This is a genomic window from Streptomyces sp. NPDC045470, assembly GCF_040646595.1.
GTDB lineage: Bacteria > Actinomycetota > Actinomycetes > Streptomycetales > Streptomycetaceae > Streptomyces.
Genome location: NZ_JBEZAN010000001.1, coordinates 1,414,625 through 1,430,790 on the forward strand (window position 1 = coordinate 1,414,625; position 16,166 = coordinate 1,430,790).

The window sequence follows — 16,166 nt, forward strand, 5'->3', positions numbered from 1 at the left end:
CGACCTCATTGACAACAGGGCCGCGTGAATGCGGGCACTTCAGGTGTTGGACGGGAAACAGCCCGCGCGGCGACGGTGGTTACGTGATCCTCTTCCTCGCCGCCCGCCCCGTGACCGCCCCGCCCGTCCGCCCCGTTCCGCCGCCCGTCCGCCGCCGGCGCCGCCGCCGCTCCCCCGCCGCGCTCCGGCGCGTACTCGGGCCGTACGGACGGATCTTCGCCGTCCCCGGCACCCGCGCCTTCACCGCCGCCAACCTCCTCGCCCGGCTGCCCATGGGCATGTTCAGCGTCAGCGCGATCCTGATGATCGCCGGGTCGCGCGGCTCGTACGCGCTGGCCGGGGCGGTCACCGCGACGGGCCTCGCGGCGACGGCGGTCGCCGGGCCGTGGACGGCGCGGCTGGTCGACCGGTACGGGCAGGCCAGGGTCGCCGTCCCCGCGACGGCACTGGCCGTGCTCGGGTCGCTGGCGCTGCTGCTGTGTGTCCGCTTCGGTGCGCCGTCCTGGACGCTGTTCGCCGCGTACGCCTGCACCGCCACCACACCGAACACCGGCGGCATGGCGCGTGCCCGCTGGGCCCACCTCCTGCGGGACGACCCGCGCGCGCTGCACACCGCCAACTCCTTCGAGCAGGCGGCGGACGAGGTGTGCTTCATGCTCGGGCCGGTGCTGGCGGCCTTCCTGTGCACCGGGCTCTTCCCGGAGGCGGGCACACTGACCGGCGCGGTGCTGCTGCTGACGGGTGTGCTGCTGTTCGCCGCCCAGCGCCGCACGGAGCCGCCGGTCGCGCCCACGTCCGCCCGCCACGGCGCCGGACGGCTGGTGACGTCGCTGCTGCCCCTCCTGCTGACCTTCCTCGCCACCGGCGCGGTCTTCGGCTCGCTGGAAGTCGTCACGATCGGCTTCACGGACGCGCACGGGCAGCGCGCCGTGGCGGGCGCGCTGCTCGCCCTCCAGGCGGCCGGGTCCTGTGCGGCGGGCCTGCTGTACGGGGTGCTGCGCCCGGCCGGACCGGCGGACCGCCGCTTCGTACGGTGCGTCACCGCGATGGCCGCGCTGATGTGGCTGCCGTTCGCGGCGGCAGGCGCGGGCGGCGGGGCCCTCCTGGCGGCGGCCCTGCTGCTCGCCGGGATGGCCACGGCGCCGACCATGGTCACCGGGATGGGACTGATCCAGTCGCGGGTACCGGCCGGCCGTCTGAACGAGGGCATGACGCTTGCCGTCACCGCGCTGCTGACCGGCATCGCGGCGGGCTCGGCGGGCGGCGGCTGGGCCGTGCAGCACCTGCCCGCCGCAACCGCCGTCGGCTACACCGTGCCCGCCGCGGCGGCCGCCCTGGCCCCGACCGCGGCCGTCACCGCCCACGCCGTACGGGCCGCCCGGCGGCCGGCCTGAGGCCCGGGGCACGCGACGGCGAAGGCCCCGCTGCCTGGGCAGCGGGGCCTTCGCCTCACATGGGGTGACGGGTCCGGGGGCCGGGGCCTCCGGTTCTCCGTCGAGTGGAGATGGCGGGAATCGAACCCGCGTCCAACGGTGCGGAAACAGGGCTTCTCCGAGCGCAGTCCGCTGCGATTTTCTCGGCCCCGGAGATCTCGCGGACACGTCTCCGACGGGCTCAGTCACTGTGTGATTTCCTTCCAGGCCCCGTGACCGGGCCTAGAAGTTTAGTTCCCTAGCTGATGCCAGGATCCGGGTCGGGAACACCCCCGGGCTGACACTTCGCAGGTCGCTACTTAGGCAGCGAGGGCGAAGGAATCGCGCTTGGTGTTGGCGATTATTTTTTGCGACATATGGTTTACGAGATCATTGCCGCTTCCTCGGCTCGCTTCCCCTGCTTCGACATCCGCTGTCGAAACCGATCATCCCCATGTTGTTTTTTCAAGGTGGTGCCTGCACCGGCGTGCGGTGCGTAGCCCATCGTACGTGACCAACGCGCCACGATGCCAGCGTATTCCTGTCCGGGGCGGCGGGCCGGGCACCCGGTCAGGCCCGCTCGCGCCGCTTGGCCGCCGAGATCGCCCGGTGCGCCTCGCGCCGGTCCTGCTGCTCACGCAGCGTCTGCCGCTTGTCGTACTCCTTCTTGCCCTTGGCGAGCGCGATCTCGACCTTCGCGCGGCCGTTCTTGAAGTACAGCGACAGCGGCACGATCGTGTGGCTGGTCTCCTGCGACTTCGACTCCAGCTTGTCGATCTCCAGACGGTGCAGCAGCAGCTTGCGCTTGCGGCGCGCACTGTGGTTGGTCCACGTGCCCTGGGCGTACTCCGGGATGTGCACGTTGTGCAGCCACGCCTCGCCGCGGTCGATCTGCACGAAGCCGTCGACCAGGGACGCCCGGCCCTGGCGCAGCGACTTGACCTCGGTGCCGGTCAGCACCAGCCCGCATTCGTACGTGTCCAGGATGAGGTAGTCGTGCCGCGCCTTCTTGTGCTGGGCGATGAGCTTGCGGCCGGTCCCGTCGTCCTTCTTGTTCTTCTTCTTGTTCGCCTTAGACGTCTTGGTCATAGTGAAGCCATTTTCGCACTACGCCCCGCCCCCGAGGCCACTCAATACCGTGCGGGCGCGGGCCGGGGCGTCGTCCTCGGCGATCAGGTCGGGGGTGATGCCGTGCTCGTCCACTTCCCGCCCCGACGGCATGCGGTACCGGCCGACGGTCAGCTCGGCGACCGAGCCGTCCGACAGCTCGCTGGGCAACTGCACCGAGCCCTTGCCGAAGGTCGGGGTGCCCACGACGACCGCACGGCCGCGGTCCTGGAGCGCCCCGGCCAGCAGTTCGCCGGCGCTCATCGTGCCGCCGTCCACGAGCACCGCGAGGGGGATGTCCGGGTCGCCGCCGCCCTTCGCGTACAGGGCGCGCTGGCTGCCGCGTACGTCGTACGTGGCGACCAGGCCGCCGTCCAGGAAGGCGGAGGCGGCGGTGACCGCCTCGGCCACCAGGCCGCCGGTGTTGCCGCGCAGGTCCAGCAGCACACCACCGCGCGGGGAGGCCGTGCGCACCGCCCGGCGGATCTCCTCGCCCGTACCGCTGGTGAAGGCGCCGACCTTGACGCGGGTGGGCCCGTCCGGGCCGTCGGGGCGGTCGGTGATCACGTTCTGGTCCCGCAGGCGGGCCCGGCGCAGGGTCTCGGTCCACTGCCGCGTGCCGCGCCGCAGCTCCAGGACGACGCTGCTCCCGGCGCCCGGCGCGGGGCTTCCGGCGGCCGGTCCGGCGTCGCCGCGCAGCCGCGCCACGACCTCGGTGACCGGACTGCCCCTGGAGGCCACACCGTCCACCGCGCGCAGGTCGTCGCCGGGGCGCAGGCCGGCCGCCGCCGCGGGGCTGCCGGGCCGTACCCGGGAGACCAGGGCGCGGCCGTCCGACGCCTGCCGGAGCCACAGGCCCACGCCCACGTACTCGCCGCCGAGCTCGCGCTGGAAGTCCTCGTACTCGCGGGCGGAGAACGCCGTGGACCAGCGGTCACCGCTGCGGCTGACGACATCGTCCGCCGCTCCGGAGCCGTCCGGGTGCGGCCCTGCGTGCCGGCCGGCGCGCGCCGGCCGGTGGCCGCGGCCGGCTCCGTCGGCCGCCCGCCCGGACACCTGCTGCCCGTCCGCCGGGGGCCCGGTCTCCTTCCAGGTGCCCGCCGCCGCGCCGGTCGCCAGCACGCTCACGAAGACCAACGTCAGGGCCGCCCCGCGGCGGCTGCGGCGGGGCCGGACGAACAAACTCGGGCCCGTCATGCCGGTGAGTGTAGGACAGAAAGAAGCGCCGTACGGGGAGTTGACCGTACGGCGCCCTTGGCATACGTCACACCTTGAGGTACTTACGGAGCGCGAAGAACGCGGCGAGCGCCGGCATCAACAGGCCGATCAGCAGCACCAGTGGCAGCACCGCGACCACCGAATCCCAGCCGATGAACTTGATGACCAGAATCTTCGTGGCCAGCCAGTTGTTGATCAGCACCCACTTGCCGCCGACGATCAGCACACACGCGAACACCGCTCCCAGCAGGCCCGCGATGGCCGCCTCCAGGATGAACGGCATCTGGATGTAGAAGCTGGACGCGCCCACCAGCCGCATGATCCCGGTTTCCCGCCGCCGGCTGAACGCCGACACCCGCACGGTGTTGACGATCAGCATCAGCGCCACCACCAGCATCAGCGCCATCACCACCAGCGCGGCGATGTTCATCCCGTTGAGGAGATTGAACAACGGCTCGATGGTGTCCCGCTGGTCCTGCACCTCCTGGACGCCCGGCCGCTCCGAGAACGCCGATTTGATCACTTCGTACTTCGTGGGGTCCTTGAGCTTGACCCGGAAGGACTCCGGCAACTGGTCGGGGGTGACCAGGCCCGCCACGGGCGTGTCGCCGAACTGCTCCTTGTAGTGCTTGTAGGCCTGGTCACTGGACTCGTACTGCACGCTCTGCACGATCGGCAGCCGGTCCAGTTCGGCCTTGATGTCGTTCTTCTGCTGCTCGGTGGCCGCGCCCTTGGCGCAGTGGGAGCCCGTCTCGGCGTCGTTCTTGTTGCAGAAGAAGATGGAGACGTTGACCTTGTCGTACCAATAGCCCTTCATCGTGCTGACCTGGTCGCGCATCAGCAGCGAGGCGCCGAACAGGCCGAGGGAGAGGGCTACGGAGACGATGACCGCGAAGGTCATCGTGAGATTCCGGCGGAGACCGACGCCGATCTCCGACAGGACGAACTGGGCGCGCATGGCGTCCTTTCAGTGCTGGGGGCCGTACACGCTTAGTGCTGGTAGCCGTACACGCCGCGCGACTGGTCACGCACGAGCCGGCCCTTTTCGAGTTCCATGACGCGCTTGCGCATCTGGTCGACGATCTGCTGGTCGTGGGTGGCCATGACCACCGTCGTACCGGTCCGGTTGATCCGGTCCAGCAGCTTCATGATGCCGACCGAGGTCTGCGGGTCGAGGTTGCCGGTGGGCTCGTCCGCGATGAGCAGCAGGGGCCGGTTGACGAACGCCCGCGCGATGGCGACGCGCTGCTGCTCACCGCCGGACAGCTCGCCCGGCATCCGGTCGTCCTTGCCGCCGAGGCCGACGAGGTCGAGGACCTCGGGGACCGTCTTGCGGATCTGCCCGCGCGGCTTGCCGATGACTTCGAGGGCGAAGGCGACGTTCTGCCCCACCGTCTTGTTGGGGAGCAGCCGGAAGTCCTGGAAGACGGTGCCCACCTGGCGCCGCATCTGCGGCACCTTCCAGTTGGAGAGCTTCGCGAGGTCCTTGCCCAGCACGTGCACGGCGCCATGGCTGGCACGCTCCTCCCGCAGGAGCAGACGCAGGAAGGTGGACTTACCGGAGCCCGAGGAGCCCACCAGGAAGACGAACTCACCGCGCTCGATCTCCAGGGAGACGTCCCTGAGGGCGGGGCGGTTCTGCTTCGGGTAGGTCTTGGAGACGTTGTCGAATCGGATCACTGATGCACCACGGTCGACCTGGGTAGCGGCACGGGATGCCCCTGTTGGGGCTCCTGTCGGTGAGCGTGACCCTACGCGAGTCTCGCGCGAAGGCGCAGTCGCCGTTCGGGGTTGGTGCGTTTATTCACGGCATCTACGGGGACAAAACGAGCACATTCCGGCCCAGGGGCGCGCACAGGTCCGCGGAAGAGGCCGGAAGGCGACCGGGGCGCGCCGTTCCGACGGCGAGCTGGCAAAGTGGTAGGGGGAACCATCGGGGTCCCTTGCGCGTTGCAGCGGTTGAGGAGGAGGTCGCATGACGTACGACCGGCTGGTGTGCGCCAACTGCGCGGCCCCTGTGAACGAGGGCCGCTGCCCCGTCTGCCGGGCCAGCAGGGAACGGCTTCAGGAGAACGGGCTGTTCGGCCAGGTGACGCCCGCTGCCGTGGTGGCGCTGCTGGTGGCGCTGGTCGCGCTCGCGGTGCTGCTGCACCAGGCCGCCTGAGGCGGCCCGGGGCCCGGGGGCTCGTGTGACGCCTCGCGTACGGAGCGTTGCCGCACCCCGGCGCATCCCGCACACCGGGGACTGAAGACACCGAAAGACACCGAAGGGCCCGGAGCGCTGCTCGCGCTCCGGGCCCTTCGTCATGCGCTGCCCCGGGTGCGGGGCGGGGCCTGGTGTCAGGCCGCGGCCGCGCCACCGTTCTTGTTGATCAGGCGCGGCATCAGGCGGAAGCCGATGCCACCGGCGATCATCGTCGCCGCGCCGACGAGCAGGAAGGTGGTGCCGGAGGCACCGGTCTCCGCCAGCTCGCCGCCCTTGGCCTGCTGCTGCGGCTGGCCGGGCGTGTCCACGATCTGCTGGCTGCCCTCGCCGGGCTGCTCGATCGGCTTGCTGCCCTCGTTGTCGGTACCGGTGCCGGTGCCGTCGTCGCCGCCACCGGTGCTGCCGGTGGAGGAGCCGCCGGTGCTGCCGGAGCCGCCGGTGCTCCCGGTGGAGGAGCCGCCGGACTGGCCGCCGTTTCCGTTGCCACCGGTCTGGCTGCCGCTCTGGCCACCGGTCTCGTTACCGCCGGTCTGGCTGCCCGACTGGCCACCGGTCTCGTTGCCACCGGTCTGGCTGCCGGACTGACCGCCCGTCTCGTTACCGCCGGTCTGGCTGCCGCTCTGGCCACCGGTCTGATTGCCGCCGGTCTCGTTGCCACCGGTCTGGCTGCCCGACTGGCCGCCGGTCTCGTTACCGCCGGTCTGGCTGCCGGACTGACCGCCCGTCTCGTTACCGCCGGTCTGGCTGCCGCTCTGGCCACCGGTCTCGTTCCCACCGGTCTCGGAACCACCGGTCTGGTTACCGCCGGTCTCGGAACCACCGGTCTCGCTGCCACCGGTCTCGGAACCACCGGTCTCGCTGCCGCCGATCTCGCTGCCGCCGGAGTTACCGCCGCCGAAGAGACCACCGAAGAGGCCGCCGATCGCGCCGGAGCCCTCGGCACCCGCCGTCGTCGGCTCGTTGCCGACCGCGGAGGCCGCGCCGGCCGCGGTGAGCGACGCGCCGGCCGCGATGACCGCGCCGGCCGCAATACGCGCTACACGCAGCCGCGTCTTTTTCGTCATGTGCTGCTACCCCCAGTAGCTCTACTCATCCATGGAGCATCGCTGTTCGGGGCAGCGGCCGACCCGGGTAGGCGAGTCGCAGCACCGCCCTGCGGCCGTTGCACTCAGTTCCCCGTTCACACGCGCGCCCCAGACATACGCATGCCGCGTACCACCCTTCCCAGTTCTCACATCATCGTCAAGGTCAAATAAAGGCGCGATGACCGAATTGAGAGGAGTTGCGGGGTCCATGGACATATGACTGTGACCAAATTGCCACACGACCCAACGGCAGCAAAAAACAACTGCCGCTCAAAAAGCGGCAGTTGTTTTCACAGAAAATCCATACGGCCTTCAGTCGCGGCTTACCGGTTTATCGACTCACCGACCTGCCGACTGCGGACTGTCGGCCTACTTTCCCTGCTCCTGCTGCTTGCGCCAGCGGATGCCCGCCTCCAGGAAGCCGTCGATGTCACCGTCGAGCACGGCCTGCGGGTTGCCGACCTCGAACTCGGTGCGCAGGTCCTTGACCATCTGATAGGGGTGCAGCACGTACGACCGCATCTGGTTGCCCCAGGAATTGCCGCCGTCGCCCTTGAGCGCGTCCATCTTGGCCTGCTCCTCCTGGCGGCGGCGTTCGAGCAGCTTCGCCTGGAGGACGTTCATCGCGGTCGCCTTGTTCTGGATCTGCGAGCGCTCGTTCTGACAGGAGACGACGATGCCGGTCGGGATGTGCGTCAGACGCACCGCGGAGTCGGTCGTGTTGACGCCCTGGCCGCCGGGGCCGGAGGAGCGGTACACGTCGACGCGCAGCTCGGACTCGTCGATCTCGATGTGGTCGGTCTGCTCGACCACCGGCAGCACCTCGACGCCCGCGAAGGACGTCTGGCGGCGGCCCTGGTTGTCGAAGGGCGAGATGCGCACGAGGCGGTGGGTGCCCTGCTCGACGGAGAGGGTGCCGTAGGCGTACGGGACCTGGACGGCGAAGGTGGTCGACTTGATGCCGGCCTCTTCGGCGTACGAGGTCTCGTACAGCTCGGTCTTGTAGCCGTGCCGCTCGGCCCAGCGCAGGTACATGCGCTGGAGCTTCTCGGCGAAGTCGGCGGCGTCCACGCCGCCGGCCTCGGCGCGGATGTTGACGACGGCCTCGCGGGAGTCGTACTCGCCCGACAGCAGGGTGCGGACCTCCAGCTCGTCGACGGCCTTGCGGACGTCGGCCAGCTCCTTCTCGGCCTCGGCACGGGTCTCGTCGTCACCCTCGGCCTCGGCGAGCTCGAAGAGCACACCGACGTCGTCGACCCGGCCGCGCAGCTCCTCGGCCCGGCGCAGCTGGCCCTGGAGGTAGGACAGCCGGCTGGTGATCTTCTGCGCGCTCTCCGGGTCGTCCCAGAGGGACGGCGCCGCTGCCTGCTCCTCAAGCGCGGCGATATCGGCCCTCATCTTGTCGAGGTCCAGGACGGCCTCGATCGACCCCATGGTCGAGGAGAGGGACTTCAGCTCTTCGGATACATCGACGACTGCCACGCACCCCAGCCTAACGGCTGCCGCCGCCTGCGTGCCCCGAGCCTCGCGCCGCTCGTCGGGCGGCGGCGCGAGGAGGCCGGCGGGGCGGGGTGTCGCCGGAGGTCAGCGCGTGGGCCGTGGGGTCGCCGCCTCGGAGTGCCGGACGTCCGGCTTGGCGTCCTCGCCGGAGTCGCCGTGCTGGGAGGCGAACCAGCCGCCCAGCCCGGCGGCGGCCACCACCGCCGCCGCGGCCAGCCCCAGTTTCACCCGGCGGCGGCGCACCGCCTCGCGGTGCCGGGCCGAGCCGGCCCGGGGCTCGCCCGCGGCGCGCGGGGCGCGGGCCGTGCCGTGCGCGCCGCCCGCCAGCTCGTCCGGGCCGGGGACGCGCATGCTCGTGTGGGTCTCGCGGTTCGAGTCGGGGGCGGCCGAGCCGTGGACGAGCGGTACGGCGCCGCGCGGGCGGGAGCCGCCCGGCGCGACCGGCGGGTAGAGGGCTTCGTCGTACGCCCCCGGAGCGGACCCGGCGGCACCGGAGACGTACGGGCCGGTGGCGGTGTCCGGCGCCTCCTCGGCGGCCTGGTCGCTGTCGGGCTCGTCGATGTCCAGCGGCGGGTGGCCCGCCAGGCCGGGCAGGATCTCGCGCAGCCGGGCGGCCAGCTCGGGGGCGCGCAGCCGGGAGGCGGGCGCCTTGGCCAGGCACTGCAGCAGCAACTGCCACAGTTCGTCCGGGATGCCGGGCAGCGGTGCCACGGCCTCGGTGACGTGGCGGCGCAGCACCGCGCCGGGGTGGCCGCCGCCGAACGGGGTGAAGCCGGCGAGCATCTCGTACAGCACCGTGGCGAGCGCGTACACGTCGACGGACGCGCGCGGCGGCAGGCCCTCGATGATCTCGGGCGCGAGGTAGTCGGGTGTGCCGATCACCTTGGCCGCGCGCAGGTTTCCCGCGGCCGGGGGCTGCGGGAGGGCGCGGCGCGGCGTGTCGACGAGGCGGGCGATGCCGAAGTCGGTGAGGAGCGCGGGGTGGGCGCCGCCGGGCCCGAGCGGCCCCTGCATGTCCAGCAGGACGTTCTCGGGCTTGACGTCGCGGTGCACGACGCCGGCCTTGTGGGCGGCGGCGAGGCCGTCGGCCACGTCGGCGGCGACGGCGACGGCGGCCTCCGGGGCGAGCCGCCGCTCCCGCTCCAGGCGGGTGCGCAGGTCCGTGCCGCGTACGAGGTCCATGACCAGGGCGAGGTCGTTGCCGTCGACGACCAGGTCACGCACGCCGACGACGTGCGGGTGGTCCAGGCCCAGCAGCGCCGCGCGCTCCTGGACGAAGCGGCCGACCAGTTCCTGGTCGGCGGCGAGGTCCTCGCGCAGCAGCTTGATGGCGACGGGCCCCTCGGGCCCGTCGCCGAGCCATACCGTGCCGGCACTGCCGCGGCCAAGGATCTGGTGGGCGGTGTACCGGCTGCCGATCTTCCGTGCCAAGACTGCTCCGACGTGTCGGGCCCGCTGAGCGTCCTCAGGGGGCTGAAGGTGGCGTCAAAGCTACGCGGGTGCCGGGGGGTTCCGTGCCCAGGATGGGCCCAGGTGTCACTTCTGTGGGGGAAATCGCCCCCTGGAAGTCGACAAATCCCCTTGGTCACCGTGCCGGACGCGGGCACCGCGCTCCCCCCGGCGGGCGCGCCGGGGCCGTCCCGTGCCGCCGGAGGCCACCGGCGGCACGGGAACCGGACGTCACTTGAACCAGGTGCCGACGTCGTTGAAGAAGTCCCGGACGCTGCCGATGACGTCGCCGATCTGTTCGAAGTAGCCCTTGGTCGTGCCGATCCACTCCTGGAGCGGCGAGAACTCCCAGACCGCCCAGCCGCCGACGAACAGGATCACCAGGACGAACAGACAGCCCTTCAGGCAGCCCAGGCCCGGGATGCGCATCGGGTTGGCGCTGCGCTGCCGGGGCTCGCGGCGCGGCCGGGGCTCCCGCTCCCGGGGCGGCGGCTCCGGTTCGTAGCGCTGGGGCGGCGGCTGCTGCCGGCGCGGCGCCTGCTGGGGCTGGCGCTGCGGCGGCTGGTAGGGCGCGGGGGCCTGCTGCTGGTACGGCGCGGGCGCCTGCTGCCGGTACTGCGGCGGCGGCTGCTGGTACTGCGGCGGCTGCTGGGGCTGCTGCTGCGGCTGCGCGGGCTGGCGCTGCGGGCGGCGGCGCAGCGGGTCCTGGCCCGGGTCCATGTACTGCGTCTGCTCGTTGCGGTCCCGGGCGGCCCGCATCTGGGACTCCCACGGGTGCGGGCCCTCGGGCCGGCCACCGGGCGGACCCGGCGGTACGGGAGGCATCGCGCGGGTCGGGTCGGCGCCGTTCGGGCCGTACCCCTGGCCCTGGTTCTGGCCCTGGCCCTGGTCCTGGCCGCCGGGGCCGGAGGAGGAGAGGAGCTGAGTGGGGTCGGCGTCCGGGCCGCCGGGCGCGCCCTGGCCGCCGGTGGACGGCAGCACGCTGGTCGCCGCCGCCGGGTCGTAGGAACCGCCGGTGGACGGCAGGACCTGGGTGGGGTCGGCGTCGCCCGTACCGCCGGTGCCGGTACCGGGCACCGTGGCGGGGGACGGGTCCGGCGCCAGCAGCGCGGCGACGCCGAGCGCGGCCTCGGCCTGCGCGGGGCTCGCGTGCACGCCGATGCCCGCGGCGACCGTGCGCAGCGCGCGGGCCAGGTTCTCGGCGCTGGGCCGCTCGCCCGGCTCCTTGCTCAGGCAGCGCTCGATGACCGTCCACAGCGGCTCGGGGACGGTGGACGGGCGGCGCGGCTCCTCGCTGAGGTGGCGGTGCAGCACTTCGAGGGCGCTGGCGCCGCCGAACGGCGGGCGGCCGGTGACGAGCTCGTACAGCAGGATGCCGGCGCCGTAGATGTCCACGGCGGAGGTCTGCGGGCGGCCCTCGGCGGACTCCGGCGCCACGTAGGCGGGGGTACCGACGAACTCGTGGGTGCGGGTCAGGCCGGGCGAGTCCGCGAGGCGCGCGATGCCGAAGTCGGTGAGCATCGGGTGCAGCTCGGCGGTGTCGCCCTCGCCGGTCCCCTTGAGCAGGACGTTGGCGGGCTTCAGGTCGCGGTGCACCACGCCGTCGGCGTGGCTGGCGGCCAGCGCGTCGGCGATCTGGGCGGTCAGCAGAGCGGCCGCGACGGGGCTGAAGGGGCCGTTGTCGCGGAGGTGGCGGTGCAGGTCGGGGCCGTCGACGAGGTCCATGACCAGGGCCAGCAGATCGCCCTCGACGACCAGGTCGCGGGTGCGGACGATGTTCGGGTGGGTGAGCCGCAGCAACACCGAGCGCTCGCGCAGGAAGCGCATGACGACGTCCGCGTCGTGCGCCAGCTCCTCCTTGAGGACCTTGATCGCGACCGTCTCGCCGGGCTCCCCGGCCACCGCGGCCTCGGCTCCGGCCGTCTCCCTCTGACGGGCACGCCAGACGGTGCCCGTGGCGCCGCGTCCCAGCGGCTCCTCAAGCAGGTACTTGCTGCCTACCGGCCGCACGTGCGCTCCCTGGTCGTGATCGATCCTTGCCGGGCCGGTGGGTCGCAGCGGCCCGTCGCCCCACTGTAGTGCCGCCGTACGGGCCGTACGGCGGGACGATAGGGCGGGGCTCGGGGGAAAGACGCGCATTCAGGACGGATGGTTGCGAGCGCGCCGTACTCGGTGTCCACGTCAGGCCGAACAGCGAACACCGATGATCGAAAACCGGCCGTTCGCGGTGCTCGATCAGGTGCTTTTCCGCCCGGGGACGACCGATCAAGATCACTGAGTGATGGTCGGCGGGCGTGTTGTCAGTGGCAGGTGCGAGGATGCACCCAGCACGGAAGCGGTGGGGGTGCGGGGCCTCCGTCGCGCGCGTGCGGCGCGGGAGCACGATCCCCGCGCCCAGGGACTTGTACGTGCCGAGTGTCCGGGCGCGGCGGGGGAGGTCACCGGGCCCCTGCCGAACGGTCCGGGCGGAAGGGACCGCTGACGGCGATGCAGATCCGGCTGACCGTCCTCGGGCCGCGCAGCGGCCACCCCACGCGGGCCTGCGACGTCCTCGTCACGGCCCCCGCCGGGACGGCGCTCGCCACGGTCGCGGGCGGCCTCGCGGCCGCCGTGGCCGGGTCCGGCGCGGACATCGGCAGCAGCACCAGCGCCGGCAGCGGCAGCGGCAAAGGTGGTGCCGCCGCCGGCGGCTCCGGCGGCCCCGTCGTGCTGTACGCGGGCAGCGAGCGGCTGGACCCGCAGCGCGCGGCCGTCGGCGAACCCCCGCTGATCGACGGCGCGGTGCTCTCCCTCGGCGCCCCCGGCCCGGCCCCGGCGCACGGCCTGCCGCACGGCGCGCCCCGGCTGCGGGTCGTCTCCGGGCCGGACGCCGGCGGCGTCCACCTCCTGCACGGCGGCCAGGGCGGCGCCATCCGCGTCGGCCGCTCCGCCGAGGCGGACGTGCCCCTCGACGACCCGGACGTCTCCCGGCTGCACTGCGCGGTGACGGTCGAACCGGACGGCGCGGTGCTGGTCGCCGACCTCCGCTCGACCAACGGGACGGCCGTCGACGGCGCCGAGGTCGGCGAGCGCCCGGTGCCGCTGCCGCCCGGTGCGCTGCTGCGCATCGGCGAGTCCGCGCTGCGCCTCCAGGCCGCGCCCGCCGAACCCGACCCCGCCCTGGTGTGCGCGCCCGACGGCGAGGGCCGGCTGCGCGTCTCCCAGCAGGACGCCGCCGCCCCGGGAGGCCGGGGCGCCGGGCATTCCGGCGCGCCCGCCGTCCCCGGCGCGCGGTCCGCCGCGCACGACCAGGACGCCCGGCGGCCCGGAGTGCCGCAGCAGGACTCCCGGCGCCCCGGAGTGCCGCACCAGAGCGTCCCCGCCGCTCCTCTCGCGACGCAGAGCGTCACGGCCCCCGCCCCCGCTCCGCACACTTCCGCGCCGCGCACCCCCGCCGCGTACGGCGACCCGCGGCCGCCCGAGGAGCTGCCCGCCGCGTACGACAGCCCGGCGCGCCGCGGCACCCCGCTGCGCGGCACCCCGTACCCCGGCAGCCCCCAGGAGCACTACGCGCCGTACGGCCCGGACGGCGCCGGTTCGGAGCCGACCCACGGCGGCGGACAGGACGGGCAGGTTCTGGCCCCGGCCGAGGGGCACGATCCGCGCCAGGAGGAGCCGGCCCCCAAGGCCGCGCGCCGGGGCGGCCTGGGGGCCTGGGCCCGCCGGCTGACCGGCGCCCGGCCGGCCGACGGGCGCGCCGGAAGCGGCCCCGCCCCCGCGCCGACCGTGTGGCAGGAGCAGCAGCGGCAGTCGCAGGCAGCGGCGTCCGGCGCGGCGGACCGGGCGGACGGGCCGGCCGGCGGGTGGCTGAGCCCCGAGGCCGCGGACGAGCGGTGGCCGGACCCGGCCACGGTGCTGCTGACCGCGCTCGGCCCCGGGCCCCGGCTCTGGGAGCGCGGCCCCGACCACCCGGACGCGCTCACCGTCCGGCTCGGCACGGCCCCGCAGGACGGCGGCCGGACCGCCGCGCCGGTGACCGTCGAGCTGCGCAAGGCGGGCGCCCTGGGCCTCGCCGGGCCGCGCGCCCGGCTCGACGGCCTCGCGCGCGCCGCCGTCGCGCAGCTCGCCGCCCTGCACTCCCCCGCCACCCTGGAGATCGTGCTGGTCAGCACGGACCGTGCGCGGTCCCTGGAGGACCGGCTGGCCGACTGGTCCTGGCTCGGCTGGCTCCCCCAGGTGCGCCCGGCCCACGCCCAGGACTGCCGGCTGCTGCTCGCGTACGAGAAGGAGCAGGCGACGGCCCGTACGGCCGAGCTGGCGCGCCGCCTCGACGACGGCCCGCTGGGCCCGCACTGGGCCGGTGCCGACCGCGCCGCCGTCGCCTCCGCCGCCGCGCGCTACAACGGCCCGTACACCCTCCTGATCGTGGACGGCGACCCCGGTTCGCCGGCGCTGCGCGAGACGACGGCCCGGCTCGCGGCGAACGGCCCGGCGGCCGGCATCCACGTGCTGTGCCTGGCCGAGACGCCCGCCGCCACCCCGGCCTTCCCGCTGGCCGCGACGTACGAGGCGGCCCGCGCGGCGTCGCCCGCGTTCGGCGAGTGCGGCGCGGTCGCGGTGCTGAGCGGCGACGTCGCCACCGCGCTGCGCGTCGTCCAGCCCGGCTCCGGCCCGAACGGCACGGTCGCCGCGGTCGACGCGGTCTCCGGCGCCTGGGCCGAGCGGTTCGCGCGCGCCCTCGCGCCGCTGCGCGAGGCGGACACGGGCGACGGCCTCGGCGGGCGCCCGGCGCGCAGCGCCGCCGTACCGCTGCCGGACACCTCCCGGCTGCTGGACGAGCTGGGCCTGGCGCGGGCCACCCCGGCCTCCCTGATGGCCCGTTGGGCCGCCGCCTCGGACCCCGGCCGGGCGGGCGCCGCCGCCGTGCTGGGCGCGGGCCCGCGCGGGCCGCTCTGCGCCGACCCGGCCACCGACGCCTGCCATCTGCTGGTGACCGGCGGCCCGGGCAGCGGCAAGACGGAACTGCTGCGCTCGCTGGCCGCCTCGCTCGCCGCCGCGGACCGCCCGGACCTGCTCTCCCTCGTCCTGGTGGACGGCGCGGGTCCGGAGCGGGGCGAGGGCCTGCTGCTGTGCACGGACCTGCCGCACGTGACCACCCATCTGACGGCCTCCGACCCGGTGCGGATGCGGCAGTTCGCGCAGGCGCTCAGCTCCGAGCTGAAGCGGCGCGCCGAGACCCTGGCCGGCACGGACTTCGCCGACTGGCGGGCCCGGCACCTCCCGGACCCGCGCACCCCGGCGCCCCGCCGCCCCGGCGAGGGCCCGTCCGGCGCCCCGGCCGCCGAGCGGGACACCACCTCGACGGGCACCCTGCGGCTGCGGGCGCGCAGCGCCTCCGGGGGCGGTGGCGAGTCGCCGGCGCCGCAGGCCGCGCCGCTGTCCCGGCTGTTCGTGCTGGTCGACGACTTCGACGCGCTGGTCGCCCCGGCGCTGGGCAGTACGGGCCGCCCGGCGGCCGGTTCGGTGGTGCGGGCGCTGGAGGCGGTGGCCCGGGACGGTGTGGCGCTCGGCGTGCACCTGATAGCGGCCACCGGCCACCCGGACCGTACGGCCGATACGGCCACGGACCGCGCGGCCGGACTGCGCGTGGAGCTGGGCCCGGCGGCGGACGCGGCCGAGCCGGTGCCGCCCGGGCGCGGGCGGCTGCACCGCGCGGCGGACTCCTCCGTCACCCCGTTCCAGGCCGGCCGGGTGACCGGACGGATACCCCGTACGTCCACGCTCCGCCCCACGGTCGTACCGCTGGAGTGGGAGCGGATGGGCGATCCGCCGGCCCGCCGCCCGCTGCGCGAGCTGGGCAACGGGCCGACCGACCTGGCGCTGCTGGCGAGCGCCCTCCAGCGGGCCGCCCAGTCCTCCGGCGCGCCCGCCGCCCCGCCGCTGCTCTGACCCCGTCGCCTGTCCCGCAGCCGGTGTCCCGGCCCGGCACGCCCGGCCCGGCACGCCCGGCCACCGGCGCCCAGGCGTCCGCGCGCGGCTCCGGCTGCCGTGCGCGGCACGATCGTGAGGTGTACGCGAGGGGTAACGGGCCGGTCACGAAAGGCCAGTTGGGGCGGGAGGCGGTATTGCGGGGCCGGTGCTCCGGGCGTAGGACTGTGCCCGGCGGACCGTCGCACGGCGCGGACCGCCACTCGGCGCTCGGTGCACCGC

General features: G+C 74.2%; 11 protein-coding genes and 1 other RNA gene. 3 read left to right on the forward strand and 9 right to left on the reverse strand.

Annotated elements, in window-relative coordinates:
- Nucleotides 1-83 precede the first annotated feature (83 nt).
- Nucleotides 84-1,394, forward strand: coding sequence for an MFS transporter (locus AB0A97_RS06080; protein WP_361144968.1), 1,311 nt, complete (start codon nucleotides 84-86; stop codon nucleotides 1,392-1,394).
- Nucleotides 1,395-1,496: 102 nt separating this feature from the next.
- On the opposite strand, the gene ssrA is transcribed toward AB0A97_RS06080, so the two are convergent.
- The 5 genes from ssrA to ftsE all read right to left on the reverse strand — a co-directional run bounded on the left by ssrA (nucleotide 1,497) and on the right by ftsE (nucleotide 5,417).
- Nucleotides 1,497-1,866: a transfer-messenger RNA gene (ssrA, locus tag AB0A97_RS06085) on the reverse strand.
- A 116-nt stretch (nucleotides 1,867-1,982) separates the two neighbouring features.
- Entirely contained in the window at nucleotides 1,983-2,501 is a 519-nt protein-coding gene (gene smpB, locus AB0A97_RS06090; protein WP_361144971.1) for an SsrA-binding protein SmpB, read from the reverse strand.
- Nucleotides 2,502-2,519: 18 nt separating this feature from the next.
- Entirely contained in the window at nucleotides 2,520-3,716 is a 1,197-nt protein-coding gene (locus AB0A97_RS06095; RefSeq protein WP_361144973.1) for a S41 family peptidase, read from the reverse strand.
- Nucleotides 3,717-3,783: 67 nt separating this feature from the next.
- Nucleotides 3,784-4,695, reverse strand: a complete 912-nt coding sequence (gene ftsX / locus AB0A97_RS06100) for a permease-like cell division protein FtsX (protein ID WP_361144975.1) — start codon at nucleotides 4,693-4,695, stop codon at nucleotides 3,784-3,786.
- A 32-nt stretch (nucleotides 4,696-4,727) separates the two neighbouring features.
- Nucleotides 4,728-5,417 (reverse strand): cell division ATP-binding protein FtsE, encoded by a 690-nt coding sequence (ftsE, locus tag AB0A97_RS06105; protein WP_030025118.1) that lies wholly within the window; start codon nucleotides 5,415-5,417, stop codon nucleotides 4,728-4,730.
- A gap of 295 nt (nucleotides 5,418-5,712) precedes the next feature.
- Between ftsE and AB0A97_RS06110 the strand changes: the two genes are divergently transcribed.
- On the forward strand, nucleotides 5,713-5,901 hold the full coding sequence (locus AB0A97_RS06110) for a hypothetical protein (protein WP_125056037.1): 189 nt from the start codon (nucleotides 5,713-5,715) through the stop codon (nucleotides 5,899-5,901).
- Between the two features lie 176 nt (nucleotides 5,902-6,077).
- Here the strand turns inward: AB0A97_RS06110 and AB0A97_RS06115 are convergent, their stop codons facing one another.
- The 4 genes from AB0A97_RS06115 to AB0A97_RS06130 all read right to left on the reverse strand — a co-directional run bounded on the left by AB0A97_RS06115 (nucleotide 6,078) and on the right by AB0A97_RS06130 (nucleotide 11,987).
- Complete coding sequence (locus tag AB0A97_RS06115; protein ID WP_361144979.1) at nucleotides 6,078-7,007, reverse strand: hypothetical protein; 930 nt, start codon at nucleotides 7,005-7,007, stop codon at nucleotides 6,078-6,080.
- A 390-nt stretch (nucleotides 7,008-7,397) separates the two neighbouring features.
- Complete coding sequence (gene prfB / locus AB0A97_RS06120) at nucleotides 7,398-8,510, reverse strand: peptide chain release factor 2 (RefSeq protein ID WP_361144982.1); 1,113 nt, start codon at nucleotides 8,508-8,510, stop codon at nucleotides 7,398-7,400.
- 102 nt (nucleotides 8,511-8,612) lie between these two features.
- Nucleotides 8,613-9,959, reverse strand: a complete 1,347-nt coding sequence (locus AB0A97_RS06125; RefSeq protein WP_361144985.1) for a serine/threonine-protein kinase — start codon at nucleotides 9,957-9,959, stop codon at nucleotides 8,613-8,615.
- Between the two features lie 249 nt (nucleotides 9,960-10,208).
- Nucleotides 10,209-11,987 (reverse strand): serine/threonine-protein kinase, encoded by a 1,779-nt coding sequence (locus AB0A97_RS06130; RefSeq protein WP_361144987.1) that lies wholly within the window; start codon nucleotides 11,985-11,987, stop codon nucleotides 10,209-10,211.
- A gap of 477 nt (nucleotides 11,988-12,464) precedes the next feature.
- Here AB0A97_RS06130 and AB0A97_RS06135 point away from each other — a divergent pair, with 477 nt between their 5' ends.
- Nucleotides 12,465-15,905, forward strand: a complete 3,441-nt coding sequence (locus tag AB0A97_RS06135) for an FtsK/SpoIIIE domain-containing protein (protein ID WP_361144990.1) — start codon at nucleotides 12,465-12,467, stop codon at nucleotides 15,903-15,905.
- Nucleotides 15,906-16,166: the final 261 nt, after the last annotated feature.

What these genes read in the sequence shown, in the direction of transcription:
- smpB (WP_361144971.1), bottom strand. Translation starts at nt 2,501, where the DNA reads ATGACCAAGACGTCTAAGGCGAACAAGAAGAAGAACAAGAAGGACGAC.
- AB0A97_RS06095 (WP_361144973.1), bottom strand. Translation starts at nt 3,716, where the DNA reads ATGACGGGCCCGAGTTTGTTCGTCCGGCCCCGCCGCAGCCGCCGCGGG.
- ftsX (WP_361144975.1), bottom strand. Translation starts at nt 4,695, where the DNA reads ATGCGCGCCCAGTTCGTCCTGTCGGAGATCGGCGTCGGTCTCCGCCGG.
- AB0A97_RS06110 (WP_125056037.1), top strand. Translation starts at nt 5,713, where the DNA reads ATGACGTACGACCGGCTGGTGTGCGCCAACTGCGCGGCCCCTGTGAAC.
- AB0A97_RS06115 (WP_361144979.1), bottom strand. Translation starts at nt 7,007, where the DNA reads ATGACGAAAAAGACGCGGCTGCGTGTAGCGCGTATTGCGGCCGGCGCG.
- AB0A97_RS06135 (WP_361144990.1), top strand. Translation starts at nt 12,465, where the DNA reads ATGCAGATCCGGCTGACCGTCCTCGGGCCGCGCAGCGGCCACCCCACG.